Here is a 23921-nt window from a genome sequence, read left to right as displayed (position 1 = left end):
CGCGCAGGCAGCGGCCGCACGACCTCCGGCACCCGGAACAAGTGACTTCCAGCACCTCATTCGCCCGCGTGCGGATCCGATGATGTGCCTGACCCGGCGCGGTGCCGGGAAGCCAGGAACCTCACTCCGTGATCACGCAGATTCTCACGCACACCCCCCTCTGGGTCTTCGGCCTGTTCTTCGGTCTGGTCTATCTGGGTTATCTGCAGAGCAGGACACGGCTCGTCTCGCGTCATCGGCTGATCGTGCTGCCGGTCGCGATGACGGGCTGGTCGCTGTTCGCTGTCTGGTCGGCGTTCGGGGCTCACCCCATCGCACTTGTCGCGTGGGCGGGCGCGTGGCTGGCGGTCGTGGGCATCAGTCTCGCTCGCGGACCGTCGCGCGGCGCGTCCTACTCGCCGGTATCGAAGCGGTTCACGGTAACGGGCAGCTGGGTGCCGCTGGCGCTGATGATGGGCATCTTCTTCGCGAAGTACGCGGTAGCCGTCGTGCACGCCATCGTCCCCTCCGTGCTGGAGTCCGGCACGGCCATGGCCGCGGTCTGCGGCGTGTACGGATTCTTCAGCGGCATGTTCATGGCGCGCGCCGTGCGGGTGCTGCGGACGATGATGTCGTCCCCCGATGATGAGCAGGGCGAGACCGTGGCCGCTCGTGTGTAAACCGTAGGATGGGTGGAGCCGAAGGCGATACCCATCATCGCCATATCGCAGACACCTTGATGATGGGTATCGCCTTCGGCTCCACCCATCCTACAAAAGCGATCAGGACTTCATGCTGCCCGTATCCAGCCAGCGCTGGTGCCACGACAGCGCTTCAGGCAGCAGGTGCGGGGTGTGCTTGCCGTAGCTGTGGTGCAGGGCGCGGTCGAAGTAGTCCTGCAGCGCGTCGCGGTAGTCCGGATGCGCGCAGCGGTCGATCAGCAGGCGGGCACGCTGCTTGGGCGTGAGGCCGCGCAGGTCGGCCAGTCCCTGTTCGGTGACGATGACGGAGACATCGTGCTCGGTGTGGTCCACATGGCTGACCATCGGCACCAGCGCCGAGATGCTGCCGCCCTTGGCGGTGCTGGGGCTCAGGAATACCGACATGAAACCGTTGCGGGCGAAGTCGCCCGAGCCGCCGATGCCGTTCTGGATGCGGCTGCCCATCACGTGGGTGGAATTGACGTTGCCGTAGAGGTCGGCCTCGATCATCCCGTTCATGCCGATGCAGCCCAGGCGGCGCACCAGCTCCGGATGGTTCGACATTTCCTGCGTGCGCATGATGATGCGCTCGCGGTAGAACGCGATGTCGCGCTTGAACGCTTCGTTCGCCTCCGGGCTGAGCGCGAAACCAGTGCACGAGGCGACGTCCAGCACGCCTTCGCGCAGCAGGTCGAGCATGCCGTCCTGGATGACCTCGGTGAACGCGGTCAGGCCGCGGAAGCCGCTCTTCGCCAGGCCGGCGAGTACGGCATTGGGAATGTTGCCGACGCCCGACTGCAGCGGCAGCAGGTTGGCAGGCAGGCGGCCCAACGCGACTTCGTGTTTCAGGAAGTCGATCAGGTGTTCGGCGATGCGTTCGCTGGTGCTGTCGATCGGGGTAAACGGGCTGTTGCGGTCGGGGCCGTTCGTCCGCACCACCGCGACGATCTTGGCGGGGTCGCAGTGCAGGGCGGTGTCGCCGATGCGGTCGTGCACGTGTTCCAGCGGGATCGGCTTACGATGCGGTGGCAGCGCAGTGCCGTAGTAGATGTCGTGCATGCCCTCGACGTCGGCGGGCTGCCAGTCGTTGACCTCGACGATGACCTTCTTCGCCAGGTCCAGCCAGGTCTTGTTGTTGCCGACCGAGGTGGAGGGCACCAGCGTGCCGTCTTCGCGGATCGCTGACACCTCGATGACGGCAGTGTCGATGGGGCCGTAGAAGCCGAACCACACGTGCTGTGCGACGTGACTGAGGTGGATGTCGATGTAGTCCAGCGTGCCCTCGTTGATGCGCTTGCGCGCGTCCGGATCGCTCTGGAACGGCATGCGCAGGGCGATGGCGTCGGCTTTGGCGAGGGCGCCATCCAGTTCCGGCGCGGTCGACGCACCGGTCATCAGCTTGATCTGGAACGGCATGCCGGCCGCGTGGGCCTGTTCGATGCGCATGGCCAGCGCCAGCGGTACCGCCTTGGGATAGCCGGAGCCGGTGAAGCCGCTCATGGCGACGGTCTCGCCGGGCTGGATGAGGCTGGCGGCGTGCTCGGCGCTGATCACGCGGTCGCGCAGGCCGGCGTGGCGGATACGGTCTTCGTGCATCGGAGGGGTCATCGGCGGGCGAAACTGCGATTATCGCGCGGGGGCGTGCAGTCGCAGGATACGACCATCGGCGCGTAGGCGGGTTGCGCCGGATCAATGCCCCGCTGCGGTCATCCAGGGAGGCCGCTGCTTCGCGGCGCGGCGGAAGGCAGGGCAGTCCTCGCGGTGCGCGCCGGGCAGATAGCCCAGGCTCATCAGGAACTCGTTGGTGATCTCGCCGCCGGTGAAGCGGAAGGTCTTCTTGAACAGCTTGATCCACTCGGCTTTCGGCAGCGGGTGGTGCGTATCCAGCCAGGCGGCGAAGCTGCCATGGCTCTTCCTCAGGCGCTGGATCACCTGCGCGTTGTGGATGGCGGCATCGACCTTCAGGCGGTTGCGGATGATGCCGGGGTCGGCCAGCAGGCGGGCACGATCCTTGTCGCCGTAGCGCGCCACCTTGTCCACGTCGAAGCCGCTGTAGGCGGCCCGGAAGCCGTCGCGCTTCCTCAGCATGGTCTCCCAGCTGAGGCCGGCCTGGTTGATCTCCAGCAGCAGGCGCTCGAACAGTACCGCTTCCTCGCGCTGCGGAAAGCCGTATTCACGGTCGTGATAGGGGCCATGCAGCGGATGGCCGGGGGCGATGTCGCAATAGCCTGACATGAGCACGCGCCTGGAAAGGGACGGACGATTCTAGGGCGTGTTGCGGACAGTCCGTGTCCGCGCAGGCGCGGTGGGCGCGGCGGCGGGCTAGAATGGTCGCCATGCAAGACGCCGCCACGCCCCTGGCCAACCAGCTGCTGATCGCCTCACCGGCGCTGTCCGATCCGAATTTCGCGCGCGCCGTCACCCTGATCTGCCAGCACGACGACGACGGTGCCATGGGCGTGGTCGTCAACCGCCCTTCGGAATACACGCTGGGCGAAGTACTGCGACAGATGAACCTCGCCTCGCACGATCCCCGCCTGGACGAGCAGATCGTACTGGCCGGCGGTCCTGTGCATCCCGAGCGTGGCTTCGTGCTGCACGACGGTGCGCGCGCCTGGGAATCGACGCTGGAAGTCGCCAGCGGCCTGTACCTGACCACCTCGCGCGACATCCTCGAAGCGATGGCGGAAGGCGAGGGGCCGGCGCATGCCGTGGTGGCGCTGGGCTGCGCAGGGTGGGGCGCGGGGCAACTGGAATACGAATTGGGCGAGAACAGCTGGCTGACTGCGCCCGCCGACGCCGAACTGCTGTTCGCCGTGCCGCTGGAGCAGCGCTGGCAGGCGGCGGGCCAGCGGATCGGCGTGGACATGACCCGCCTGACGGACTACAGCGGCCACGCATGAACCCGCGCGTGCCGACGTCGTGTCCACGCACGCCGCTGCAGGATGGCGCAGACCGTATCGAACGGAGGCACTGGGCATGAAGCTGGATGGCACCGTACTGGGATTCGACGTGGGCTCGCGCCGCATCGGCGTGGCCGTGGGCAGCGCCTTCGGTACCGGCGCCCGTGCGCTGGCGGTCATCGACGTGCATGGCCACGGGCCCGACTGGCCGGCGATCGACAGGCTGCACGCCGAGTGGAAGCCCGACGGCATGGTGGTGGGCGACCCGATGACGCTGGAAGGCGGCGACCAGCCGATCCGCAAGCGCGCCCATGCCTTCGCCCGCGAACTGCGTACGCGCTACCAGTTGCCGGTGGTGCTGGTGGACGAACGCACCAGCTCGGTCGAGGCCGCGGAGCGCTTCGCGCTGGACCGCGCCGAGGGCCGCAAGCGCCGCCGCGATGCCGCCGCGCTCGACGCCGTTGCCGCCGCCGTCATCATCGAACGCTGGCTGGCCGCGCCCCAGGACGCGACCCAGCTGACCTGACCCTCCACGACCACGCCCCATGACCCTACAACTCGATTCCGACGGACGCCTGCGCCACCTGCTCACCCTCGACGGCCTGCCCCGCGACACCCTGTGCCGCCTGATCGACCGCGCCGGCCAGATCCGCGACGCCGCGCTCGGCCGCACGCCGCGCCGGCAGGCGCTCGACGGCACCACCATCTGTACGCTGTTCTTCGAGCCTTCGACGCGCACGCGCAGTTCGTTCCACATCGCCGCGCAGCGGCTGGGCGCGGACGTGCTGAACTTCGATGCATCCACCTCGTCGACCCGCAAGGGCGAGACCGCCCGCGACACGCTGCGCAACCTAGAAGCGATGGGCGTGCGTGGCTTCATCGTCCGCCATGCCGAAGACGGCGCGGTCGCCGCGCTGGCCGCCGAGGCGGGCGAGGGCACCGCGCTGATCAACGCCGGCGACGGCCGCAGTGCGCATCCTACCCAGGGCCTGCTGGACGTGCTGACGATCCGCCAGGCCAAGGGCGCCGACTTCTCGCGACTGAAGATCCTGATGGTCGGCGACGTGAACCACTCGCGCGTGGCGCGCTCGGACCTGCATGCGCTGCGTACGCTCGGCGCGGGTGAGATCCGCGTGTGCGGCCCGCAGTCGCTGCTGCCGGACGACGGCACGCTGGCCGGCTGCGAAACCGGGCAGGATTTCGATGCGATGCTCGATGGCGTCGACGTGGTGATGATGCTGCGCCTGCAGCGCGAACGCATGGAAGAAGGCCTGGTGTCCTCGCTCGAGGACTACCACCGCGATTACGGCCTGACTACGACGCGCCTGAAACGCGCGGCGAAGGATGCGGTGGTGCTGCACCCCGGCCCGATCAATCGCGGCGTGGAAATCACCGACGAAGTCGCGGACGGTCCGCAGTCGCTGGTGCTGCGCCAGGTCAGCAACGGCGTCGCCATCCGCATGGCAGTGCTGGAGATGCTGCTGGGGTGAGGTGCCGTCGCGCGTCGCGCAAGCGCGGGCTGCCGGTACAGGAAGCGCGTCCGGATGCCACCCTTCCGGCCCAAGCCGGGGCGACGACACCGGACACGACGAATGCAGCAACCCTGCGCCGCGCTCACTCCGGCGCGGCGACCACGCGGTTCTTGCCGGCCTGCTTGGCCTGGTACATGGCGCGGTCGGCGCGGGCCAGCAGTTCGTCCTGCGATTCGCCCGGCTGCCAGCGCGCCACGCCGGCGCTGAAGGTCACCAGGACGCCGCGTCCTTCGTAGACCAGCGGCTTGTGCGCCAGCCTGTCGCGCAGGCGTTCCAGCGTGCCCATCGCTTCCAGGAAGCTGGTCTCGGGCAGCAGCAGCACGAACTCCTCGCCGCCGAAGCGCGCGACGGCATCGCTGGCGCGCAGCGTGGCGCGCGCCAGGGTCACCACATGGCACAGTGCAGCGTCGCCGCCGAGGTGGCCGTGCGCCGCGTTGATGTGGCGGAAATCGTCGAGGTCCAGGAGTGCCAGCGTCAGGGTCTGGCCGCTGCGCAGGGCGCGGACGGATTCGCGCTTGAACAGCTCGTCGAAGCCACGGCGGTTCAGCGCTTCGGTCAGCTGGTCCACGCGCACCAGTTCTGAGACGGACTGCAGTTCCTGCTCCAGGTTCATCACGCGGCGCTCGGCTTCTTCCACCTCGCGTCGCGCCTCCAGCAGGCTGTCGCGCGCGCGCAGCGCCTGCGCCTGCACCTGCGCGGTATCTTCCAGGATGTCTTCCATCCGCTTGCCCAGCTCGGCGATGCTGCGGCTGTCGCGCACGGCCTGCGCGTGGAAGCTGATGCGATCGTGGTACTCGCCGGTACTGCTGGCCATGCCGTCCAGCCGTTCGACGAAGGTCACCATCATGTCCTTCATCGAATCCTTGGATTCGGCCAGCCCCTGCTTCAGCAGGCCCTGCTTGTAGATGACCTCGCGCAGGCCGGCGCGGGTCTGTTCCAGCGCGGTGCGGTCGAGCGGGCCGGCGAGCAACTGGCGCACGGCGCCGATCTGGTCCTGCAGCCAGCTGCCGTCCTCGATCAGTTCGCCGACGTTCTCCAGCAGCAGGTCGAACAGGCTGCGCATCAGTTCCTGCGCGTCGTTCACCTCGTGCGTGCGTTGCCCGACCTGCTGGCAGAGGTCGCGCAGGTCGGTGCCGAGTTCGCCGATGGGCTGGTTGGCCTGCCACTGCCGCACGCGGTCCGCCAACGCGTGCGCCTGCGGCAGCAAGGCGCCATCGTCGCGCAGCAGCTGTTCCATGCCACCGACGAGCAGGTGGTGCAGCAGATCGCGCAACTGTTCGGCTTCGCCGGCCAGCGGCTCGTCCTGGATCGTGCGGATGTACTTGTCGACCAGTTGGCGCAGCGCGCGTCCGTAACGCGGCCAGTCGCTGTCGGCGTGTGCGGACTGCAGGCGCTCACCCATGCCGTGCAGTTCGCCAGGCAGGCCAGCGACGCCGTCGGCGAACGCGGACAACAGGGCGCCGGGCTCTTCGGCGTGCGCGAACAACGCCTGCAGCTGTGCGCTGCTGATCGCCGGATGCGGGCCGGCCGCGCGGGTCGTGGCGAGCTCGCGCGAGGCGGACGCGCCGGCCTCGCGGCGACGCGACCACAGCCGGCGGAAGCCGCCAGTAACACCGGAGTTGTCGTCGGCCACGTCAGCCATTCGGGTCGCTCTCACGGCCATGGGCGGGTGCCCGTCAGCCACCAGGGGATGCCGGGTTATCGGCAGCGTTGGGCACAGGTTGAGGGGCAGGTGGCCCGGCGTCCGGCGACGACACCGGAAGCGTGATGCAGGACGCGGCGGCGCCGGGTCAGTCGGCGCCCGGGGGGAAGCGGGCCAGGACTTCCTCGATGATGGCCAGCTGGGCCAGGGCTTCCCCGTTGCCTGCCGTGGCGGCGGCGCGCACCTGGTCCAGCGAGGGATGCGACACGATCAGCAGCAGGTTGCCGCACGCCGGGCAGGCGTAATCGGTGACGGCGTCGTGCAACTCCATCGCCATCGCGCGGCTGTCGCCCTGCCAGCTGCAAGGGCATGCCAGTGCACGCTCGCGCCAGCCGGCGGTGAAGTAGTCGGGGACGAGCTCGGCCATCGCTCAGCGTCCACGACGCTGGGCGAACAGCCAGTCCCACATCGGGGCATACGCGTAGGTGGCATCCCAACTGTTGTGGTTGGCGTCCGGGAATTCGGTGTAGCGCGCGTCGCGCGCACCCGCGGCCTTCAGCGCAGCCTCCATGCGGCGCGACTGCGACGGCGGCACCACGTTGTCCTGGCCGCCGTGGAAGATCCACACCGGAATGTCCTTCAGGCGCTGCGCAGCGGCGGCGAACGGGTCGGCGGCGTTGCCCACGCTGTGCGCACGCAGGCCGGGACGCGCATCGGTCCAGTCGACGGTGATGCCGCCGCAGACCGGGACCAGCGCGGCAAAGCGGGCGGGCTGCTGCATCGCCAGTTCCCAGGTGCCGTAGCCGCCCATCGACATGCCGGTCAGCGAGACGCGGTCAGGATCGCCATTGAACTCCTTCAACGCTGCATCGAGCGTGGCGAAGGCGATGGGACCGGCGACCTCGGTCCATTCCGTCTCGTCCGGTGCCTGCGGAAACACCACCACGGCAGGGAACGTATCGGCATGCTGGCGCAGGTACGGCCCCAGGCCGGCCATCGTCTGCTTCACCCCATCGCTGCCGCGCTCGCCCGAGCCGTTGAGGAACAGCACCACCGGCGGCTTGCCGCTGCGGAAGCGAGCGGCGGGAACGAACACCTGGTAGCGGTAGGTCTTGCCGTCGACGGCGACCTCGCGCGCGACGAACTCGCCGGTGGGATTCATGGGGGCAGTGGTGGTGCAGGCGGTCATCAGGATCAGCAGCAGGCCCAGGCAGGCAGTGGCGAGAGAGCGCATGGCGGTCGCGGTCCAAGGGTAACGGGCGGCAGCATACCCCGTGGTGCGAGGCGTAGCGCCCACGTCAGCGCTTCGGGTCTGGCGGAGGCCGGTCTTCGCGTACACGCACGAAGCGGGCGAAGCGTGGCAGTCCGGTGGAGGTGAGGCCGTTGTAACGATACGTCAGCCACGTGCCGATCGGGGGTGGCGCGGAACGCTGGGCATCGGTGAAGCCGGTACCGATACGGAAGTTGCGACCTTCGGGTGTGCGCACCTGCAGTGCGCCCATCATGCCGGCGTACTTGCCCTTGCCGGGCAGGTGCGCGATCACCTGGGCCTCGGCGTCCTCGTGCGGCTTGTACTTGAGCAAGTCCTCGCTGCGCCCGGCACGATAGAAAGCGTTGCGTCGATGCAGCATCAGACCCTCGCCACCGGCAGCGACCACGCGCGCCAGCTCCTCATCCAGCGCGGTGCGCGTATCGAAGCGTCGCTGCGGAATCATCGCCAGGTGCGTGCTGCTCGCCGTCGCGATCAGGGTGCGCATGCGCACGACCCGGTCAGTGAACGGACCGGGATGGGCGGGCAGATCGAAGGCCATGAAACGCACGTGCCGCCAGGCCTGGGGATCGGATCCGGCGCGGCGGACCAGGGCGCTGATCTCATCGAAGCGGCCGCGCGCGATCCACAGTTCGCCGTCCATGGGCTCGATGGGCCAGCCACGCGTGAACGTGGGCGGTGCTGCGATCCGCGCGCCGCCGCGCGTCCACAGGGCGTGGCCGTCCCAGCGGGCGCGTACGCCATCCAGTTTCTCGCTGACCAGGAAATCGGGGGGCGCCACCCCGCCGCGGTATGTCGTCGCCAGCATCGGTTCGGGAGATGGCGCAGCCAGCGCGGACCAGGTCAGCAGGCACAGCAGGGCGGAGAGCAGCAGGCGCATGGCGGCGAACCGGGCCGAGGGGACGTCAGCGTCGCGCGTCCGATCCAGCGTGGGGATCGGCACATGCCGCCGCCGTGCGTAGGAAGTGCCCGACCCGGGGCGGCGCTCAAAGATCCTGCAAGGGCCGTGACGACGCGCTGCTTACGCCCGCGTCCACAACCACGCGCCGACGGTGGCGACATGAAGCACCACCATCGTCCAGAACACGATGCGGTAGCCGGGCTTGCGCGACTTGTGCCGCAGCGTGTGCTGCGCGATCCACGCGCCAGGCCAGCCGCCCAGCAGTTCCAGCAGGTGCAGCGTGGTTTCCTGTGTGCGCCAGCGGCCCGTTTGCGCGGCATGCTTGTCCAGCGCATAGACCACGTAGGTGATCGCCGACAGGATCATCGGCAGGAACATCGCCTCGAACGGCAGTCGGCCCCCGCGGATCGCCCACGCGATCAGCAGCGCGTACGCGAGGACGGCCACCGCGCCCGGGATGACCGATGACGGCCGTGATGGCCCGCGTGCAGACGTCGCAGGACTGGCGCGACGCACTGCAGGGGCCGTCCGGTGCACGGCCTGCGCCCGCCACTTGCCATCGGGCTGGCGCTGCGCCTTGAACTTCACCAACTCGCCGACTTCAGGCCGACGGCTGTCCAGCCGGTAGTCACGGATATGGAAAAACACACGGACGGGTTCGCCGTCGATCGGGGCGATGAAGCCGAAGCCGCGGTCGTCGTTCCATTCGCTGACCTTGCCGAGTCGTTCCATCGACGGAAATACCTCAATGCAGCAGGATCAGCGTGGCCAGGCCGAGGAAGCAGAAGAAGCCCATCACGTCGGTGACCGCGGTGACGACGACCGTGCCGGCGACGGCGGGATCGATGTTCATGCGCTTGAGCAGCAGGGGTAACAGCACGCCGGCGGTGGCCGCGGCACAGAAGTTGATGATCAATGCCAGCGCGATGACCAGCGACAGCATCGGGCTGCGGAACCACAGGAACGCGATCAACCCGACGATGCCGCCGATCAGCAGGCCGTTGATAAGGGCGACGCGCAGTTCCTTCCACCACAGGATGCCGGCGTTGCTGGAGCCCACCTGGCCCAGTGCCAGGCCACGCACCATGAGCGTCAGTACCTGCACGGCTGCATTGCCGCCGATACCGGCGACGATCGGCATCAGCACCGCCAGCGCGACGATCTTCTCCAGCGTCGCGTCGAACTCCTTGATCACCGTCGCCGCCATGAACGCGGTGAACAGGTTGATGCCCAGCCACACCACGCGGCCGCGCACGGCGCGCTTGACCGGCGAGAACAGGTCTTCGTCCTCGTCCAGACCGGCGGCGCCCAGCGCCTGGTGCTCGGCCTGCTCGCGGATGATGTCGACCACGTCGTCGATGGTGATGCGGCCAAGCAGGATGTTGTTGTCGTCCACGACCGGTGCCGACACCCAGTCATGGTCGGAGAACTGGCGCGCGACTTCCTGCGCGCTCTCGCCGACGTCGATGGCGGGCTGCTCGTCGTCGATCAGGCGGTTGATCGGCGTGGTGTCTTCGTGCGTCACCAGCGCGGCCAGCGGAACACGGCCGAGGTACTGGTGGCGGCGGCTGACCACGTACAGATGGTCTGTGTGGTCGGGCAGTTCGCCGCGCAGGCGCAGATAGCGCAGCACCACGTCGACATTCACGTCGGCGCGCACGGTGACCACGTCGGGGTTCATCAGGCGGCCGGCGGTGTCCTCGGCGTACGACAGCACCTGTTCCAGGCGCTCGCGGTTCTCGCGATCCATCGACTTGAGGACTTCGTCGATGACGGTGTCGGGCAGGTCTTCGACCAGGTCGGCGAGGTCGTCGATGTCGAGGTCCTCGACCGCGGCGACGATCTCGTCGGTGTCCATGTCCGCCAGCAGGCTCTCGCGCACCTCGTCGCCGACGTGCACCAGCACTTCGCCGTCGTCCTCGGGATCGACCAGGCCCCACACGACTTCGCGCTTGCCGGGCGGCAGCGATTCCAGCAGGTTGCCGATTTCCGCAGGCGACAAGGTATTGACCAGCCGGCGCACGGGACCCAGCCGACCGCTGTCGAGCGCGTCGGAGAGCAGGCGCAACTGGCGTGCGGTCTTGTCGTGGCGGATGGTCTCGACCATTCGGTACTCCGGAATGGGGCCGATCCGTCAGGCGGATGCGACCGGGGCATCAAGCGTTCATTCCGCCATTATCGCCCGGCCTGCGAGTTATGGACACCCTTTGGGGACGCGGTAAAAGGGGGGGGTGGGAGCGACGTCAGTCGCGATGAAGCGTTCCCGCTGGCCCATCGCGACTGACGTCGCTCCCACAACATCTATGGGACTTCAGACAGAGGTCGCCGCCTTCAACCAACGCTCGATGCCGGCGCGGTCGCGCGCCTGCAGCAGCTTCTCGGTGCGCGCCTGCAGGTCGCCGAGGTCGGCGTCGCGGATCGCGCGGCGCACTTCCAGCAGGGTGGCCGGGTGCAGGCTGAATTCGCGCAGGCCCAGCGCCAGCAGCATCGGCGCCAGCGTAGCGTCGCCGGCGATCTCGCCGCACATCGCCACCGGGATGTCGTGTTCGGCGCCGGTGCGGATCACGTGGCGCAGCAGGCGCAGCACGCCGGGATGCAGGGGTGAATACAGTTCGCCCAAGGCGTCGTTGTTGCGATCCGCCGCAAGCAGGTACTGCACCAGGTCGTTGGTGCCGATCGAAACGAAGTCGACAACGTCGGCGAAGCCGTGCAGCGCGATGGCGGCAGCGGGCACTTCGATCATGGCGCCCAACTCGAGCTGGACCGCGATTTCGTGGCCCTGCTTGCGCAGTTGCAGCGCCGCGCGCTGCAGGCGACGGCGGACTTCCAGCATTTCCTCGCGGCCGCTGACCATCGGCACCAGCACGCGGACCGGTCCGTAGTTCGACGCACGCAGGATGGCGCGCAGCTGGGTGTCGAACACGCCCGGATGCGCCAGCGACAGGCGCACGCCGCGCACCCCGAGGGCGGGGTTCTCTTCGTCGCCGGCGACCAGGCCGGCGCGGTCCGCCTTGTCGGCGCCCAGGTCGAGGGTGCGGATGGTCACCGGACGGCCGCCCATGCCGAGCACGAGGTCGCGGTAGACCTGGAACTGCTGCTCTTCGCTGGGCAGTTCGCGCTGCTGCAGGAACAGGAATTCGGTGCGGTACAGGCCAACGCCTGCCGCGCCGAGCGTGTGCGCCTTGGCCACGTCCTCCAGCGATTCGGCATTTGCCCACAGGGCGATGTCGATACCGTCGCGGGTGCGGCTGGGTTTGGAGCGCAGGCGGCCGAGTTCGCGTGCTTCCCGCGCGGCCTCGCGCAGGCGCTCGCGATAGCGGCGCAGGTCTTCCGGGTCGGGATCGACCACCACTTCGCCGGTGGCGCCGTCGACCAGCAGTACATCGCCATCGTTGATCTTCTGCAGCGCCTGCGCATTGCCCACCACCAGCGGCAGATGCAGGCTGCGCGCGAGGATGGCGCTGTGCGAAAGCGTGCTGCCGGCAGCGGTCACCACGGCGACGACGCCCTGCGACTGCAATTGCGCCAGCTCGGACGGCGCCACGTTGTCGCTGACCAGGATCTCGCCGGCCACCGCCGGCGCATCGGGCGCGCGCTGGTGCAGGTGCGCGTGGATGCGGCCGATCACATGGTCGAGATCGTCCATGCGGCTCTTGAGGTAGGCGTCGTCCATGCCGTCGAACACGGCGGCCAGCCGGTCGCGCTGCAGGCGCAGGGCGTAGTCGGCGGTGTAACGGCCGGTACGGATCAGTTCGTCCAGGCCATGCAGCAGTTCGGGATCGTCCAGCAGCAGGGCATGGAGGTCGAGGAACTCGCCGACCTCCTTGGCCAGCGCGCCATGCAGCCGGGTGCGCAGGCTGTGCATCTCGCGACGGGTGGCGTCGACCGCCTCGTGCAGCCGGGCGACCTCGTCATCGATCTGGTCGGCGCGGATGTGCTGCTCGGCGACCTCCAGCACATGGGGCAGCCGGACCCGGGCGCGTCCCAGCGCACTGCCGCGCGAAGCCCCATGGCCCGGCAGCAGTGCCCTCACGTCAGGATTCCTCGTCGAATCGTCGCTCGAACAGCGAGACGACTTCCTGCATGGCGGCGGCTTCGTCCTCGCCTTCGATGCGGATAGTCACGGGGGTGCCCTGGCCGGCCGCCAGCAGCATGACACCCATGATGCTCTTGGCGTTCACCTCGCGGCCCTTGGCCGCCAGCGTGGCGTTGCAGCGGAAACCGGACAGCGTCTGCACCAGCTTGGCGGTGGCGCGCGCATGCAGCCCGAGGCGGTTGGAAATGATGAGTTCGCGTTCAAGCATCGTCGTGAATGACTCCATTGCGTGCGCCTGCCGCGGCCGTGGCAGGCAGGTCGTCCAGTCCCTGTTCCGGATAATTCATCACCCTCAGCAGCATGGGCAGACTGAGCGCCGACACGCGGCGCACCGGTGTGCCCAGGCGGGCCAGCTTGCCGGCCAGGTTGCTGGGGCTGGCCCCGTACAGGTCGGTCAGCACCAGCACGCCTTCGCCGCCGTCGACGCGCCGCAACGCAGCCGATGCCTGCGGGAGCAGGGCATCGAGGTCGGCGTCCAGCGGCACCTCGAAGGCTTCCGCCTTCAGGGGCAGCTGTCGCAGCAGCGCGGTGGCGACCGTCAGGATCGCCGCGCCCACGCCAGGATGAGTCACAAGAAGAATGCCACAGGCCATGCCGGAACGTTAACAGACGGGCATGACGCGCTGGAAGCGGCGCGAGTGGAACGGAGCGGACGTCGTTCGATGGATTGATCCGACGGCGGCCCTCAGCTCACGTTGCGACGGTGGCGACCCCGATCAGTCCAGCTCGCGGTGGAACGTGGCGACTTCCTCCCAGCCCTGCTCGCGGGCATGCCGGGCCAGGGTTTCCGCCAGGTACACGGAGCGGTGCTTGCCGCCGGTGCAGCCGAAGGCGATGGTCACGTAGCTGCGGGTCTCGCCGCGCAGGCGGGGCAGCCAGGTGTCGAGGAATCCGCTGACCTGGCCGACGTACTCGGCCACGTCGGGCTGCGAGTCGAGGAACGCCCTGACCTTGGGGTCGCGGCCGGCATAGGGGCGAAGTTCCGGATTCCAGTGCGGATTGGGCAGCACCCGGGCATCGAACACGAAGTCCGCGTCGGCCGGCACGCCGCGCTTGTAGGCGAAGGACTCGAACAGCAGCGAGAGCTGCGTTCCCCGGCTGAGGGCGAACTCGGCGATGATCCGGCGGCGCAGCTGGTGCACGTTGAGCTGGCTGGTGTCGATGACCACGTCAGCTTCGTCGCGCAGCGGCTGGACGATCCCGCGCTCCTGGCGGATCGCCTCCTGCAGCGACAGGCCACCATGGCCCAGCGGATGGCGGCGGCGCGTGTCGGAATAACGGCGCAACAGCACGTCGTCGCCGGCGTCGAAGAACACCAGGCGGCCTTCCAGTCCCAGTTGCGCCAGCGCGGCGCGCCACTGGGCGAGTTTCGACAGGTCACTGTGGCGGCTGCGGACGTCGATGCCCACCGCGATCTTGGGCGGCAGTTCGTCCTCGCGCATCAGGCTGCGCACGAACGACGGCAGCAGGTCCACCGGCAGATTGTCGACGCAGTAGTAGTCCAGGTCTTCGAAGGTCTTCAGCGCCACCGACTTGCCCGAGCCGGACAGCCCGCTGACGATCACCACCGTGGGTGTCGCGCCGGGTGGGGCTTCTTCGTGCATGGACGCGGAGTCGTCGCCTGCCTGGATCATGGCGTGCTGCGCTCGAGCAGGTTGCTGTGGCGGGCGATGAACATCGCCGCGGGGTCGATGCCCTTGGTGCGCAGGATGTGCAGGCGCGTGGCGGCTTCGGTCAGCACGGCCAGGTTGCGGCCGGGCATCACGGGCAGGGTGATCAGGGGAACGTCCAGATCCAGCACGTGGCGCGTACCCGAATCGCCGGTCAGCCGTTCGTAGCCGTGGGGGTTGGGCTCGGTCATGGGACGGGTGAGGTGCACGATCAGGCGCAGGTACTTGTTCTTCTTGACCGCGGTATCGCCGAACATCTCGCGGACGTTTAGCACGCCCAGCCCACGGACCTCCAGCAGGTCCTGCAGCAGCTCCGGGCAGGTGCCATCCAGCACGTCGGGTGCGATCTGGGTGAACTCCGGCGCGTCGTCGGCGACCAGGCGATGGCCGCGGCTCAGCAGTTCCAGCGCCAGCTCGCTCTTGCCGGACCCGGCCTCACCGGTGATCAGCACGCCGATGGAGTAGATCTCCATGAAGACGCCGTGCAGCGTGACCCGTGGCGCCAGCGTGCGTGCGAGGTGGTAGGAAATGTGGTTGAGCAGTTCATGCCCGCGCTTGGGCGACACCCACAATGGTGTGTCGTTTTCGTTGGCCGCTTCGCGCAGGTCTTCCGGACAGGACTGGCTCTTGCTGATCACCAGCGCCAACGGCCTGGCCTGCACGATCTTCTCGATGGTCTCCCAGCGCTGGCGCGAGTCGAGCGAATCCAGCCAGGTCAGCTCCTCGGTGCCGAGGATCTGCACCTTGTTGGGGTAGACCGCATTGAGGTACCCGGCCAGCGACGGGCGCCGGGACACGGTGTCACCGGATTCCAGCACGCGCTTCTCGCCCTTCTGCCCGGCCAGCCAGCGCAGGGCCAGCTTGTCCTTCTGCTGATCGAACAGTTCACGGGCGGTGATGCTGGTATTCATCATGCGAAGGCAGCCGGAGGGAAGGGGGTGCTTCTCCGGACAGTGCGCGGATCGACGACACGGTGTCGGCACTATCCGCCCGGAGCGCAGTGAGGACCAGTGTAATGTCCCTTCCGGGAGCGTGCGACCACGAATGCGCAGCGAGGAGGCTGGGCGCGTGGAGACTCGTGCAGCGCGAGGGCCGCTCCGCGGCGCGAAGCGGCCCGTGAGGCGATGCGTCAGCCGATCAGTTCGCCGCGCATGCTGTGGCGCTGGACGTCGGTGCGCTTTTCCTTGTGCTTGACCAGCAGGCGGTCGAGCTTGTCGGCCAGGATGTCGATGGCCGCATACATCGTCTGCGCGCCGGCATCGGCATGCAGGGTGCGCCCGGACACGTTGACCGTGGCCTCGGCGAGATAATCGGGCTTGCGGGTTCCCAGTTGCGTACGGACTTCGCAGGGTTGCTCGAAGTGGCGCTCCAACCGCTTCAGTTTGGTTTCAACGTATTCGCGCAAGGCGGGAGTGACTTCGATTTCATGGCCGTAAGTCTCGATACGCATGTGTGCCTCCTTCTGGTCGGTAGAACCGCGCGCGTGGCGCGGAGAGCGTGTCATGTGACAACGCGGCAGGGGTCTGGGTTCCGGTGATCTCCTATGTGGTGGCAAGGGAAGGACGAAGCCTTCGAGGACAAGATGGACCCGTCAGCGACAACTATCAACTGTTGTGGCGCGGAAATTTTCGTGACGCGGCGCAGTGTTAGAAAAGCGTTTCGCGAGTGCGGAACGGAGTCACGGAACCGGTGCGACGCGGAGGGCGTTCAGCCGATGCGCACGCGCTCGTGGGACGACAGGATGTTGAGGGCTTCGCGGTACTTGGCGACGGTGCGGCGCGCCACCGGGATGCCAGAAGACTTGAGCAGGTCGGCCAGCTTGGCGTCGGACAGCGGCTTGCGCGGATTCTCGCCGTCGACCAGCCGGCGGATCATGGCCTGGATCGCCGTGCTGGAGGCTTCGCCGCCGCCTTCGGTATCGATGCCGGAGGCGAAGAAGGCACGCATCGGCAGCGTGCCGCGTGGTGTCCTCACGTATTTGCGGGCGATCGCGCGCGACACGGTCGACTCGTGCAGCCCCACCTCTTCGGCGACGTCACGCAGGGTCAGTGGCCGCAGCGCCTGTTCGCCGAACTCGAGAAACCCGGCCTGCTGGTGCAGCAGGCAGCGCATGACCTTCAACAGCGTGTCGCCGCGGGCCTCCACGCTCTTCAGCAGCCAGCGTGCTTCCTGCAGTTGCGCCTTCAGGTAGCCGGCATCGCTGTCGCCGCACTGCCGGATCATCTGTTCGTAGCCGCGATGGATGCTGATGCGCGGCAAGGTGTTGCCCGACAGCGCGGCGCGCCAGACGCCACGCTGGCGCCAGACCACGCAGTCGGGCACCACGTAGGTGTCGTGCGAGAGATCGCCGACCTGCGCGCCGGGTTTGGGATCGAGCGTGCGCAGCAACTGCACGGCTTCCTCCATCTCGGCCAGCGGGCGCTTCATTTCCTGCGCCAGTCCTGCCACGCCACTGCGCGGGAGGCGCTCCAATGCGGTATCGGCAATCTGCAGCGCCAGCGTCTTGCCCGGCGTGTCGTCGCTCAGCACCGCCAGTTGCAGGTGCAGGCATTCGCCGAGCGTACGCGCGGCGACCCCGACCGGATCGAAGCGCTGGACCTGCCGCAGCACGACCAGTACCTCGTCCTCGCGTGCTTCGATGTCCGGGCGCAACGCCTGCACGATGCCCGACAGGGGTTCGCGCAGATAGCCATCGTCTTCCAGCGCATCGATCAGCGTAGCGCCGATGCGCCGGTCGCGCGCGGACAGATGCGAGAGGTGGAGCTGCCACAGCAGATGGCCGTGCAGCGTGTCGGCTTCCGCCACGCGCTCGGCGGGACTGCCGTTCTCGTCATCGTCGAAGGAGCCACCGCTGCCGGAGGTCGTCCACGGGCCTTCGTCCGGCGACCAGTCGTCGCGGTCGTCATCGGTATCGCGCGCGATCTCCTGCACGGGTTCGGCGGGGGGCTGGTCGTCCTCGCTGCCACGGACCTGCGCCTGCTCTTCCTCGGGCTCGCTCCAGTCGAGCAGGGGATTCGTCTCAACCGCTTCGGTCAGCTCGATCTCGAGCTCGGCGGTGGACATCTGCAGCAGCCGGATGGCCTGACGCAACTGCGGCGTCATGACCAACTGTTGTCCCAGCGATGTCTGCAGGCGTGGCTTCATTCCCGACCTTGGAAACCCGTGTGGCGGCCTGGGCCGCCGACGGGGATCACAGGCGGAAAGCTTCGCCCAGATAGACCCGGCGTACGTCCGGATTGGCCAGCAACGCGTCCGGGGCCCCCTGCGCCAGAACGCTACCGGCATTGAGGATATACGCCCGGTCGCAGATTCCCAAGGTTTCGCGCACGTTATGGTCGGTGATCAGCACGCCGATGCCGCGATCCTTGAGGTGTTTCACGATGCGCTGGATCTCGCCCACGGAGATCGGATCGACGCCGGCGAAGGGTTCGTCCAGCAGCATCAGGCGCGGGCGAGCGGCGAGGGCGCGCGCGATCTCCACGCGCCGGCGCTCGCCGCCGGACAGGCTGGCGCCCAACTGGTCGGCCACGTGGGTGACCTGCAATTCGTCCAGCAGCGAATTCAGTTCACGCTCGATGCCGGCGCTGTCCAGGTCGTCGCGCAGTTCCAGCACCAGGCGGATGTTGTCGGCCACGCTGAGCTTGCGGAACACCGAAGGTTCCTGCGGCAGGTAGCCCACGCCGAGCTTGGCACGCTGGTACATCGGCTGGGCGGTGATGTCCTGGCCGTCCAGTTCGATGCTGCCGGCATCGGCGGCCACCAGGCCGACGATCATGTAGAAGCAGGTGGTCTTGCCGGCGCCGTTCGGGCCCAGCAGGCCGACGACTTCGCCCGGCTGCAGGGTCAGGCCGAAGTCGGCGACGACTTCGCGCTGCTTGTAGCGCTTGCGCAGTCCCTTCGCGGTCAGCATCAGTTCTTGCCCTGTGCCGGCGTGGCGGACTTGGGCTGGATCACCGTGCGGACCCGGGTGCCGTCGCCGCCGCTCTGCATGTTGCCGCTCTTGGTGTTGTAGACCATGCGCTGGCCGCTGTTGGAGCCGCGGTCGGACTTCACCGTGTAGTTGCCGATGAAGGTGATGGTCTCGGTCTTCATGTCGTACTCGACGCGGTCGGCCTGTGCGTCCATCCAGGTGCCGTCGTCCATCTGCTGCTTCATCTTCACCTGCTTGCCGGTGAAGATGGAGCGCGAGATCTCGCCGTCGGCCATGTAGATCTCGGCCGCGGACGACCTGATCTCCAGCGAGCCCTGGGTGACTACCACGCCGCCGCCCAGGGTGGTCTTGCCGTTGCCTTCCATGTTGCCGGACTGGCTGCCGGAATCGATCGTCATGGCCTGGTTGCGGTCGGTGGTCTTCGCTACCGCGCCTGCGGCGGGCAGCAGGAGCACCAGCGCAGCGCTAGCGAGCAGAACGCGGTTCATAGATCGATCTCACCTGGGATTTGAATGTGTATTCCTTGGTCTTGAGGTTGGTCTCAAAACCGCGTCCGCTCAGTCTAGAGCCGGGCTGGGTCACCGTCACCTCGTCGTCGGTCTGGGCGAGGTCGCGGTCCGGGAACACGTTGAGCGTCTCGGAACGGAACTCCGCCTGGCGGGCGCTGCCGGCCGGAGACGTGCCATGCACGTCGCCTTTCAGGCGCAACTCCTCGCCCTTTGCGCTGAGCCAGCCGGTCTTCGCACGCAGCTCCCACGAGCGCCCTTCCTCCTCCGGGAGCAGGAACAGCGGTGTGGTGATGGTGTAGGTCTCGTCCTGCGGATTGCGCGCCATCTCGGGAGCACGTACCGCCACGGCTTCGTGGCCCTCTCCGTTCAACGCGATCATCTCGAAGTCGCGCATCACGTAATCCGACCGGTCGGCGAGCACCTGATTGGGCGCGGGAATGTCGCGGTTCTTCCAGGCCGACCACCCGCTGACGATGGCCGCCAGCAGAAGGACCAGTCCCAGCGTGGTACGCCAGCTCATGCCGTGCCGCCTTCGAACGTGGGGGCGTGGCCCTGCGTGCCGAGCAACAGGTCACAGGCTTCGCGTGCTGCGCCCTGGCCACCCGCACGACGCGTACGCCAGTGCGCATGTTGCGCGGTCCACGGGTGCGCGTCGGCCGGGGCGATCGCCAGGCCCACGGCAAGGAACGGAGGCACGTCCGGCAGATCGTCGCCCATGAAGGCGACCTCGTCCTGCCCGATGCCCAGGCCGGCTGCGAGTTCCTGCACCTTGGCCAGCTTGTCCTTGACGCCGGTGAAGACCTGCACGCCCAGTTCCCGGCCCCGCGCCACGGCGACGGTGCCGCCCCGCGCGGTGATGAAGGCCACCTCGATGCCGGCGCGCTTCAGCAGCACCAGGCCCTGCCCATCCTGCACATGGAACGCCTTCTGTTCGCGCCCTTCGCCGTCGAGGAACAGGCGGCCATCGGTCAGGGTGCCGTCCACGTCGAAGCACGCCAGACGGATGCGCGCGGCGCGGGCCAGCACGTCTTCGGTCAGGTCATGGAGATGGCGCAGGGGCATGGTCAAGAGGGGCGGTAGGGAAAGGGAAGGGATGAGAAACGCTCCGGGGTTTACACCACGCGGGCACGCAACAGGTCGTGAATGTTGAGCGCGCCGACCGGGCGCCGTTCCGCATCCACCACGATCAGGCCGCTGATCTTGTGAGTTTCCATCAGGCGCGCCGCTTCCACCGCCAACTGGTCGGCACCGATGGTCTTGGGTGCATGCGTCATCACTTCGGCGATGCGGGCGGTGCGGACGTCCAGCGCGGGATTGTCCAGGGTCCTGCGCAGGTCGCCGTCGGTGAACAGGCCGGCCAGGCGACCATCGGGTGCCACCACGGCGGTCATGCCCAGGCGCTTGCGGCTCATCTCCACCAGCGCTTCGCTCAGCGTTGCGCCCACATCTACGCGCGGCACGTCGTCGCCCGCATGCATCACGTCGGTGATGTGCAGCAGCAGGCGACGGCCCAGGCTGCCGGCAGGATGGGAGCGGGCGAAATCGTCGGCGGTGAAGCCGCGCGCGTCCAGCAATGCCACGGCCAGCGCGTCGCCCATCGCCAGCGAGGCGGTGGTGCTGCTGGTCGGCGCCAGGTCCAGCGGGCAGGCTTCGGCCGGGACGCTGACGTCGAGGTGGATATCGCTCTCGCGTGCCAGCGTCGACTGAGGCCGGCCCGTCATGCCGATGACGGTATTGCCCTGGCGCTTGAGCACCGGCAACAGCATCAGCACTTCGTCGGACTCGCCCGAGTACGACAGCGCCAGTACCACGTCGGCATCGGTGATCATGCCCAGGTCGCCATGGCCGGCTTCGCCCGGGTGCACGTAGAACGCCGGCGTGCCGGTGGACGCCAGCGTCGCGGCGATCTTGCGGGCCACATGCCCCGACTTGCCCATGCCGGTGCACACCACGCGGCCGTTGCCGGCCAGGATGGCCTGGCAGGCGGCGGCGAAGGTGGCGTCGATGCGGGCGGCCAGTGCATCCAGTGCCCGCGCCTCGATCTCGATGACCCGACGGCCGCTGGCCGCCAGGCTGGCAGGCGAGACGGACGGGGTCAGGGGGTGCGGCTGGGACATGCGGACGGGGCGCCGGCAGGTAGAATGGCCGGGTATTTTATTAGGAAAGCCCGTTGGACGCTGAAACCATCCGTAAACTGATCGAATCCGGCCTGCCGGGCGCCCGTGCCGACGTGCAGGGCGACGATGGCGTCCATTTCGAGGCGACCGTGGTGTCGGACGCCTTCCGCGGCAAACTTCCGCTGGCCCGCCATCGCATGGTCTACGCCACGCTGGGCGAGCTGATGGGGGGCGCGATCCATGCGTTGCAGCTCAAGACCATCACCCCTGACGAAGCCGGCACCGCGCGCTGACCCGCGGCGCGGTACCGCCCTCCACCCGCATCCCCATCCCGGATTTCCATGCAGAAGATCATCGTCACCGGTGGCAACACGCTCAACGGCGAAGTCACCATCTCGGGCGCCAAGAACGCCGTGCTTCCCATCCTGTGCGCGACCCTGCTGGCCGACGCGCCGGTGGAGATCACCAACGTGCCGCACCTGCATGACGTGGTCACCACGGTGAAGCTGCTGGGCGAACTGGGCGCCGGCATCACCATCGACGAGGGCACGCTGGCGAAGGGGCGCGGCATCACCGTCGATCCCACCACCGTCAGCCGCTTCGTGGCGCCGTATGAGCTGGTGAAGACCATGCGCGCCTCGATCCTCGTGCTCGGCCCACTGGTCGCGCGCCACGGCGCCGCCGTGGTCTCGCTGCCCGGTGGCTGCGCGATCGGTTCTCGCCCGGTCGACCAGCACATCAAGGGCCTGCAGGCGCTGGGTGCGGAAATCACCGTCGAGAACGGCTACATCAAGGCGCGTGCGGCGCGACTGAAAGGCGCGCGCTTCGTGTTCGACATGGTTACCGTGACCGGCACCGAGAACGTCATGGCGGCGGCGACGCTGGCCGAGGGCACCACGGTGCTGGAGAACGCCGCGATGGAGCCGGAGGTCACCGACCTGGCCGAATGCCTCAATGCGCTGGGCGCGAAGATCGAAGGCGCGGGCACGTCGCGCATCGTCATCCATGGCGTCGAACGCCTGGGCGGCGGCCGCCACTCGGTGGTGCCGGACCGCATCGAGACGGGCACCTTCCTGGTCGCGGCGGCGATGACCGGCGGCAAGGTCACCGCGCGCAACGCCCGCCCCGACACGCTGGAAGCCGTGCTCGACAAGCTCACCGAAGCCGGCGCGAGGATCGAGACCACCACCGACAGCATCACCCTGGACATGCAGGGCAAGCGCCCGAAGGCCGTGAGCCTGACCACCGCGCCGTACCCGGCCTTCCCCACCGACATGCAGGCGCAGTTCATGGCGCTGAACTGTGTGGCCGACGGCGTGGGCGTGATCAACGAGACGATCTTCGAAAACCGCTTCATGCACGTCAACGAACTGCTGCGACTCGGCGCGGACATCCGCGTCGAAGGACACACCGCCATCGTGCGCGGCGTGGAGACCCTGGGCGGTGCGCCGGTGATGGCGACCGACCTGCGCGCGTCGGCCTCGCTTATCCTGGCCGGCCTGGTGGCGAATGAGGAAACCACCATCGACCGCATCTACCATCTCGACCGCGGCTACGAGAACATCGAGGAGAAGCTGGGCGGGCTGGGCGCGAAGATCAGGCGCGTATCGTGAGCCGGCACGATCCCAAGCTCTCCGGGATCCGCCCGCGCTTCCCGCTGCGCCGGAAGATCCTGCTGGGTGTCGTGGTGGCACTGCTGGCGCTGGTGGCCTGGCTGCATTACACGGGTTCCGCCGCCACCCACGGCATCACCACCGAAGACATGGACTGGAACGGCGATGGCACGGTGACGCAGGGGGAGATCGCGCAGGCGGTGTTCTCGGTGGTCGTCGAGCAGAAGCAGGAAGGCAACCGGCATTGCAATGCCTTTGCGTGGCGAAGCGGAGCCGGCACCATCCGCATGGACTGCAAGACGATCTTCCAACCCGACGCGGAATGAAAAAAGCCCGGCATCCGCCGGGCTTTTCCGTTCGATCATGGCTTAGCGCCAGGAGGTCAGCTGCAGACGGAATACCTCGCTGCCATCCTCGCGTTGCACGATCCGCACCGGTGCAGGCACGCCGGCCGCGATCCACGCGGTGGTCTGCTTGCCGCCTGCGCTCTGCACCACTTTGGTCGTGTCGAGCGCACGCCCGCCCACAGTGATTTTTTCGCGGCCGGCGACGCGGTAGGCCATCGGTTTGGCCTTGCCGTTCTCCAGCAGGCGATAGCTCATCGATGTGCGGCCGAAGCCGACATCACGGACGAGCGCCAGGTTCACCAGCAGCGCATCCATGTCGCCGATCTGCATCGCCACCGGACCTGCCCGCTGTGGTTTCACGTCGCCGGTCCAGCGCGCCTGCATGCCTTTCCAGTTGTAGTGCGTGATGACCGACCGCGTCTTCATCAGATAGGTCGAGCGGTCGCTGCCGCCCAAAGGCCGGTAGCGGCCGGCCGCGTCTTCAAACACGGTAGCCTGACTCAGGTTGGCCATCGCGTTTCGGATACCCATCGAGTAGGTCCAGCGCGTGCCTTGCTGGGTCAGAGACATCGAGCCGCCCGCCGAGATGCCCTTGAAGGACGCGTCGTACTGGGCCGTGAAGGGCTTCAACGCATGTGCCGGAGCGGCGGTCATCGCCAGCAGGGCAGAGGTGATCGCCAGAAGGGCGGACATCCTTGTCATGGCAGTTT

At 68.0% G+C, this 23921-nt stretch carries 28 protein-coding genes; 7 read left to right on the top strand and 21 right to left on the bottom strand.

What is annotated here, in order from left to right:
• Positions 1-101: 101 nt before the first annotated feature.
• The gene (locus tag IB230_RS06555) at positions 102-659 is read left to right on the top strand and encodes a DUF6622 family protein (protein ID WP_343227262.1); all 558 of its coding nucleotides are present in this window, start codon (positions 102-104) and stop codon (positions 657-659) included.
• A gap of 102 nt (positions 660-761) precedes the next feature.
• On the opposite strand, the gene IB230_RS06550 is transcribed toward IB230_RS06555, so the two are convergent.
• The gene (locus IB230_RS06550) at positions 762-2276 is read right to left on the bottom strand and encodes an acetyl-CoA hydrolase/transferase family protein (protein WP_192270181.1); all 1515 of its coding nucleotides are present in this window, start codon (positions 2274-2276) and stop codon (positions 762-764) included.
• Between the two features lie 93 nt (positions 2277-2369).
• Positions 2370-2915, bottom strand: coding sequence for a DNA-3-methyladenine glycosylase I (locus tag IB230_RS06545; RefSeq protein ID WP_192270179.1), 546 nt, complete (start codon positions 2913-2915; stop codon positions 2370-2372).
• A 101-nt stretch (positions 2916-3016) separates the two neighbouring features.
• Between IB230_RS06545 and IB230_RS06540 the strand changes: the two genes are divergently transcribed.
• From IB230_RS06540 to IB230_RS06530, 3 genes are all read left to right on the top strand, one after another.
• Positions 3017-3583, top strand: a complete 567-nt coding sequence (locus IB230_RS06540) for a YqgE/AlgH family protein (RefSeq protein WP_192270177.1) — start codon at positions 3017-3019, stop codon at positions 3581-3583.
• A 76-nt stretch (positions 3584-3659) separates the two neighbouring features.
• Complete coding sequence (gene ruvX, locus IB230_RS06535) at positions 3660-4109, top strand: Holliday junction resolvase RuvX (RefSeq protein ID WP_192270175.1); 450 nt, start codon at positions 3660-3662, stop codon at positions 4107-4109.
• Positions 4110-4128: 19 nt separating this feature from the next.
• On the top strand, positions 4129-5073 hold the full coding sequence (locus IB230_RS06530) for an aspartate carbamoyltransferase catalytic subunit (protein WP_192270173.1): 945 nt from the start codon (positions 4129-4131) through the stop codon (positions 5071-5073).
• A 124-nt stretch (positions 5074-5197) separates the two neighbouring features.
• On the opposite strand, the gene IB230_RS06525 is transcribed toward IB230_RS06530, so the two are convergent.
• The 18 genes from IB230_RS06525 to IB230_RS06440 all read right to left on the bottom strand — a co-directional run bounded on the left by IB230_RS06525 (position 5198) and on the right by IB230_RS06440 (position 21251).
• The gene (locus IB230_RS06525; protein WP_192270171.1) at positions 5198-6757 is read right to left on the bottom strand and encodes a GGDEF domain-containing protein; all 1560 of its coding nucleotides are present in this window, start codon (positions 6755-6757) and stop codon (positions 5198-5200) included.
• 148 nt (positions 6758-6905) lie between these two features.
• Positions 6906-7184 (bottom strand): hypothetical protein, encoded by a 279-nt coding sequence (locus IB230_RS06520; protein WP_192270169.1) that lies wholly within the window; start codon positions 7182-7184, stop codon positions 6906-6908.
• 3 nt (positions 7185-7187) lie between these two features.
• The gene (locus IB230_RS06515; RefSeq protein ID WP_225589225.1) at positions 7188-7991 is read right to left on the bottom strand and encodes a prolyl oligopeptidase family serine peptidase; all 804 of its coding nucleotides are present in this window, start codon (positions 7989-7991) and stop codon (positions 7188-7190) included.
• Positions 7992-8055: 64 nt separating this feature from the next.
• Positions 8056-8907 (bottom strand): DNA ligase, encoded by an 852-nt coding sequence (locus IB230_RS06510; protein ID WP_192270167.1) that lies wholly within the window; start codon positions 8905-8907, stop codon positions 8056-8058.
• 141 nt (positions 8908-9048) lie between these two features.
• A complete protein-coding gene (locus IB230_RS06505) occupies positions 9049-9660 on the bottom strand; it encodes a DUF1294 domain-containing protein (RefSeq protein WP_192270165.1) in 612 nt (203 codons plus the stop codon).
• A 13-nt stretch (positions 9661-9673) separates the two neighbouring features.
• Positions 9674-11035, bottom strand: coding sequence for a magnesium transporter (gene mgtE, locus IB230_RS06500; protein WP_192270163.1), 1362 nt, complete (start codon positions 11033-11035; stop codon positions 9674-9676).
• A gap of 204 nt (positions 11036-11239) precedes the next feature.
• Positions 11240-12961: a phosphoenolpyruvate--protein phosphotransferase gene (ptsP, locus tag IB230_RS06495; RefSeq protein WP_192270161.1), complete on the bottom strand. Its 1722-nt coding sequence runs from the start codon at positions 12959-12961 to the stop codon at positions 11240-11242.
• A 1-nt stretch (position 12962) separates the two neighbouring features.
• A complete protein-coding gene (locus tag IB230_RS06490) occupies positions 12963-13232 on the bottom strand; it encodes an HPr family phosphocarrier protein (protein ID WP_192270160.1) in 270 nt (89 codons plus the stop codon).
• A complete protein-coding gene (locus tag IB230_RS06485; RefSeq protein WP_192270158.1) occupies positions 13225-13617 on the bottom strand; it encodes a PTS fructose IIA subunit family protein in 393 nt (130 codons plus the stop codon). The genes IB230_RS06490 and IB230_RS06485 overlap by 8 nt, the downstream gene beginning before the upstream one ends.
• Positions 13618-13740: 123 nt before the next feature.
• Positions 13741-14628, bottom strand: a complete 888-nt coding sequence (gene rapZ / locus IB230_RS06480; RefSeq protein WP_192271332.1) for an RNase adapter RapZ — start codon at positions 14626-14628, stop codon at positions 13741-13743.
• A 26-nt stretch (positions 14629-14654) separates the two neighbouring features.
• Positions 14655-15605, bottom strand: a complete 951-nt coding sequence (gene hprK, locus IB230_RS06475) for an HPr(Ser) kinase/phosphatase (protein ID WP_192271330.1) — start codon at positions 15603-15605, stop codon at positions 14655-14657.
• 218 nt (positions 15606-15823) lie between these two features.
• Positions 15824-16144, bottom strand: coding sequence for a ribosome-associated translation inhibitor RaiA (gene raiA / locus IB230_RS06470; RefSeq protein WP_162339176.1), 321 nt, complete (start codon positions 16142-16144; stop codon positions 15824-15826).
• A gap of 257 nt (positions 16145-16401) precedes the next feature.
• On the bottom strand, positions 16402-17838 hold the full coding sequence (locus IB230_RS06465; RefSeq protein ID WP_192270156.1) for an RNA polymerase factor sigma-54: 1437 nt from the start codon (positions 17836-17838) through the stop codon (positions 16402-16404).
• Positions 17839-17884: 46 nt separating this feature from the next.
• Positions 17885-18604: an LPS export ABC transporter ATP-binding protein gene (gene lptB, locus IB230_RS06460; protein ID WP_192270154.1), complete on the bottom strand. Its 720-nt coding sequence runs from the start codon at positions 18602-18604 to the stop codon at positions 17885-17887.
• Positions 18604-19113 carry a lipopolysaccharide transport periplasmic protein LptA gene (gene lptA / locus IB230_RS06455; protein WP_192270152.1) on the bottom strand — a complete coding sequence of 170 codons (510 nt, stop codon included), beginning with the start codon at positions 19111-19113 and terminating at the stop codon, positions 18604-18606. Before lptA ends, lptB begins: the two co-directional genes overlap by 1 nt.
• Complete coding sequence (gene lptC / locus IB230_RS06450) at positions 19091-19654, bottom strand: LPS export ABC transporter periplasmic protein LptC (protein WP_192270150.1); 564 nt, start codon at positions 19652-19654, stop codon at positions 19091-19093. The genes lptA and lptC overlap by 23 nt, the downstream gene beginning before the upstream one ends.
• Positions 19651-20196, bottom strand: a complete 546-nt coding sequence (locus tag IB230_RS06445) for an HAD hydrolase family protein (protein ID WP_192270148.1) — start codon at positions 20194-20196, stop codon at positions 19651-19653. The genes lptC and IB230_RS06445 overlap by 4 nt, the downstream gene beginning before the upstream one ends.
• A 50-nt stretch (positions 20197-20246) precedes the next feature.
• Positions 20247-21251, bottom strand: a complete 1005-nt coding sequence (locus IB230_RS06440; protein WP_192270146.1) for a KpsF/GutQ family sugar-phosphate isomerase — start codon at positions 21249-21251, stop codon at positions 20247-20249.
• A gap of 53 nt (positions 21252-21304) precedes the next feature.
• On the opposite strand from IB230_RS06440, the gene IB230_RS06435 reads away from it, so the two are divergent.
• Genes IB230_RS06435 through IB230_RS06425 form a run of 3 tightly spaced genes read left to right on the top strand, consistent with a single transcriptional unit; the run spans position 21305 to position 23190 of the window.
• Positions 21305-21544 (top strand): BolA family protein, encoded by a 240-nt coding sequence (locus IB230_RS06435; protein WP_192270144.1) that lies wholly within the window; start codon positions 21305-21307, stop codon positions 21542-21544.
• A 48-nt stretch (positions 21545-21592) separates the two neighbouring features.
• The gene (murA, locus tag IB230_RS06430; RefSeq protein ID WP_192270142.1) at positions 21593-22864 is read left to right on the top strand and encodes a UDP-N-acetylglucosamine 1-carboxyvinyltransferase; all 1272 of its coding nucleotides are present in this window, start codon (positions 21593-21595) and stop codon (positions 22862-22864) included.
• Positions 22861-23190: an EF-hand domain-containing protein gene (locus tag IB230_RS06425; protein ID WP_343227261.1), complete on the top strand. Its 330-nt coding sequence runs from the start codon at positions 22861-22863 to the stop codon at positions 23188-23190. Before murA ends, IB230_RS06425 begins: the two co-directional genes overlap by 4 nt.
• A gap of 42 nt (positions 23191-23232) precedes the next feature.
• On the opposite strand, the gene IB230_RS06420 is transcribed toward IB230_RS06425, so the two are convergent.
• Positions 23233-23913: a DUF3108 domain-containing protein gene (locus tag IB230_RS06420; protein ID WP_192270140.1), complete on the bottom strand. Its 681-nt coding sequence runs from the start codon at positions 23911-23913 to the stop codon at positions 23233-23235.
• Between the last annotated feature and the right edge of the window lie 8 nt (positions 23914-23921).

Origin of the sequence: Pseudoxanthomonas sp. PXM01 (genome assembly GCF_014851815.1) — a bacterium.
In the GTDB taxonomy this organism is placed as follows: Bacteria; Pseudomonadota; Gammaproteobacteria; order Xanthomonadales; family Xanthomonadaceae; genus Pseudoxanthomonas_A.
The sequence above is the reverse complement of the archived record's forward strand: the minus strand, read 5'-3'. Positions and strand labels throughout refer to the sequence as shown.

Coding starts and splice junctions, on each gene's coding strand:
- raiA (WP_162339176.1), bottom strand. CDS start 16,144: ATGCGTATCGAGACTTACGGCCATGAAATCGAAGTCACTCCCGCCTTG.
- IB230_RS06540 (WP_192270177.1), top strand. CDS start 3,017: ATGCAAGACGCCGCCACGCCCCTGGCCAACCAGCTGCTGATCGCCTCA.
- IB230_RS06520 (WP_192270169.1), bottom strand. CDS start 7,184: ATGGCCGAGCTCGTCCCCGACTACTTCACCGCCGGCTGGCGCGAGCGT.
- IB230_RS06485 (WP_192270158.1), bottom strand. CDS start 13,617: ATGGCCTGTGGCATTCTTCTTGTGACTCATCCTGGCGTGGGCGCGGCG.
- IB230_RS06530 (WP_192270173.1), top strand. CDS start 4,129: ATGACCCTACAACTCGATTCCGACGGACGCCTGCGCCACCTGCTCACC.
- IB230_RS06490 (WP_192270160.1), bottom strand. CDS start 13,232: ATGCTTGAACGCGAACTCATCATTTCCAACCGCCTCGGGCTGCATGCG.
- IB230_RS06515 (WP_225589225.1), bottom strand. CDS start 7,991: ATGCGCTCTCTCGCCACTGCCTGCCTGGGCCTGCTGCTGATCCTGATG.
- IB230_RS06550 (WP_192270181.1), bottom strand. CDS start 2,276: ATGCACGAAGACCGTATCCGCCACGCCGGCCTGCGCGACCGCGTGATC.
- lptA (WP_192270152.1), bottom strand. CDS start 19,113: ATGAACCGCGTTCTGCTCGCTAGCGCTGCGCTGGTGCTCCTGCTGCCC.
- IB230_RS06465 (WP_192270156.1), bottom strand. CDS start 17,838: ATGAAGCCACGCCTGCAGACATCGCTGGGACAACAGTTGGTCATGACG.
- IB230_RS06545 (WP_192270179.1), bottom strand. CDS start 2,915: ATGTCAGGCTATTGCGACATCGCCCCCGGCCATCCGCTGCATGGCCCC.
- IB230_RS06440 (WP_192270146.1), bottom strand. CDS start 21,251: ATGTCCCAGCCGCACCCCCTGACCCCGTCCGTCTCGCCTGCCAGCCTG.
- rapZ (WP_192271332.1), bottom strand. CDS start 14,628: ATGCACGAAGAAGCCCCACCCGGCGCGACACCCACGGTGGTGATCGTC.
- mgtE (WP_192270163.1), bottom strand. CDS start 11,035: ATGGTCGAGACCATCCGCCACGACAAGACCGCACGCCAGTTGCGCCTG.
- lptC (WP_192270150.1), bottom strand. CDS start 19,654: ATGAGCTGGCGTACCACGCTGGGACTGGTCCTTCTGCTGGCGGCCATC.
- lptB (WP_192270154.1), bottom strand. CDS start 18,604: ATGCTGACCGCGAAGGGACTGCGCAAGCGCTACAAGCAGCGCGAAGTC.
- IB230_RS06445 (WP_192270148.1), bottom strand. CDS start 20,196: ATGCCCCTGCGCCATCTCCATGACCTGACCGAAGACGTGCTGGCCCGC.
- IB230_RS06525 (WP_192270171.1), bottom strand. CDS start 6,757: ATGGCTGACGTGGCCGACGACAACTCCGGTGTTACTGGCGGCTTCCGC.
- murA (WP_192270142.1), top strand. CDS start 21,593: ATGCAGAAGATCATCGTCACCGGTGGCAACACGCTCAACGGCGAAGTC.
- IB230_RS06420 (WP_192270140.1), bottom strand. CDS start 23,913: ATGACAAGGATGTCCGCCCTTCTGGCGATCACCTCTGCCCTGCTGGCG.
- hprK (WP_192271330.1), bottom strand. CDS start 15,605: ATGAATACCAGCATCACCGCCCGTGAACTGTTCGATCAGCAGAAGGAC.
- IB230_RS06505 (WP_192270165.1), bottom strand. CDS start 9,660: ATGGAACGACTCGGCAAGGTCAGCGAATGGAACGACGACCGCGGCTTC.
- IB230_RS06510 (WP_192270167.1), bottom strand. CDS start 8,907: ATGCGCCTGCTGCTCTCCGCCCTGCTGTGCCTGCTGACCTGGTCCGCG.
- ruvX (WP_192270175.1), top strand. CDS start 3,660: ATGAAGCTGGATGGCACCGTACTGGGATTCGACGTGGGCTCGCGCCGC.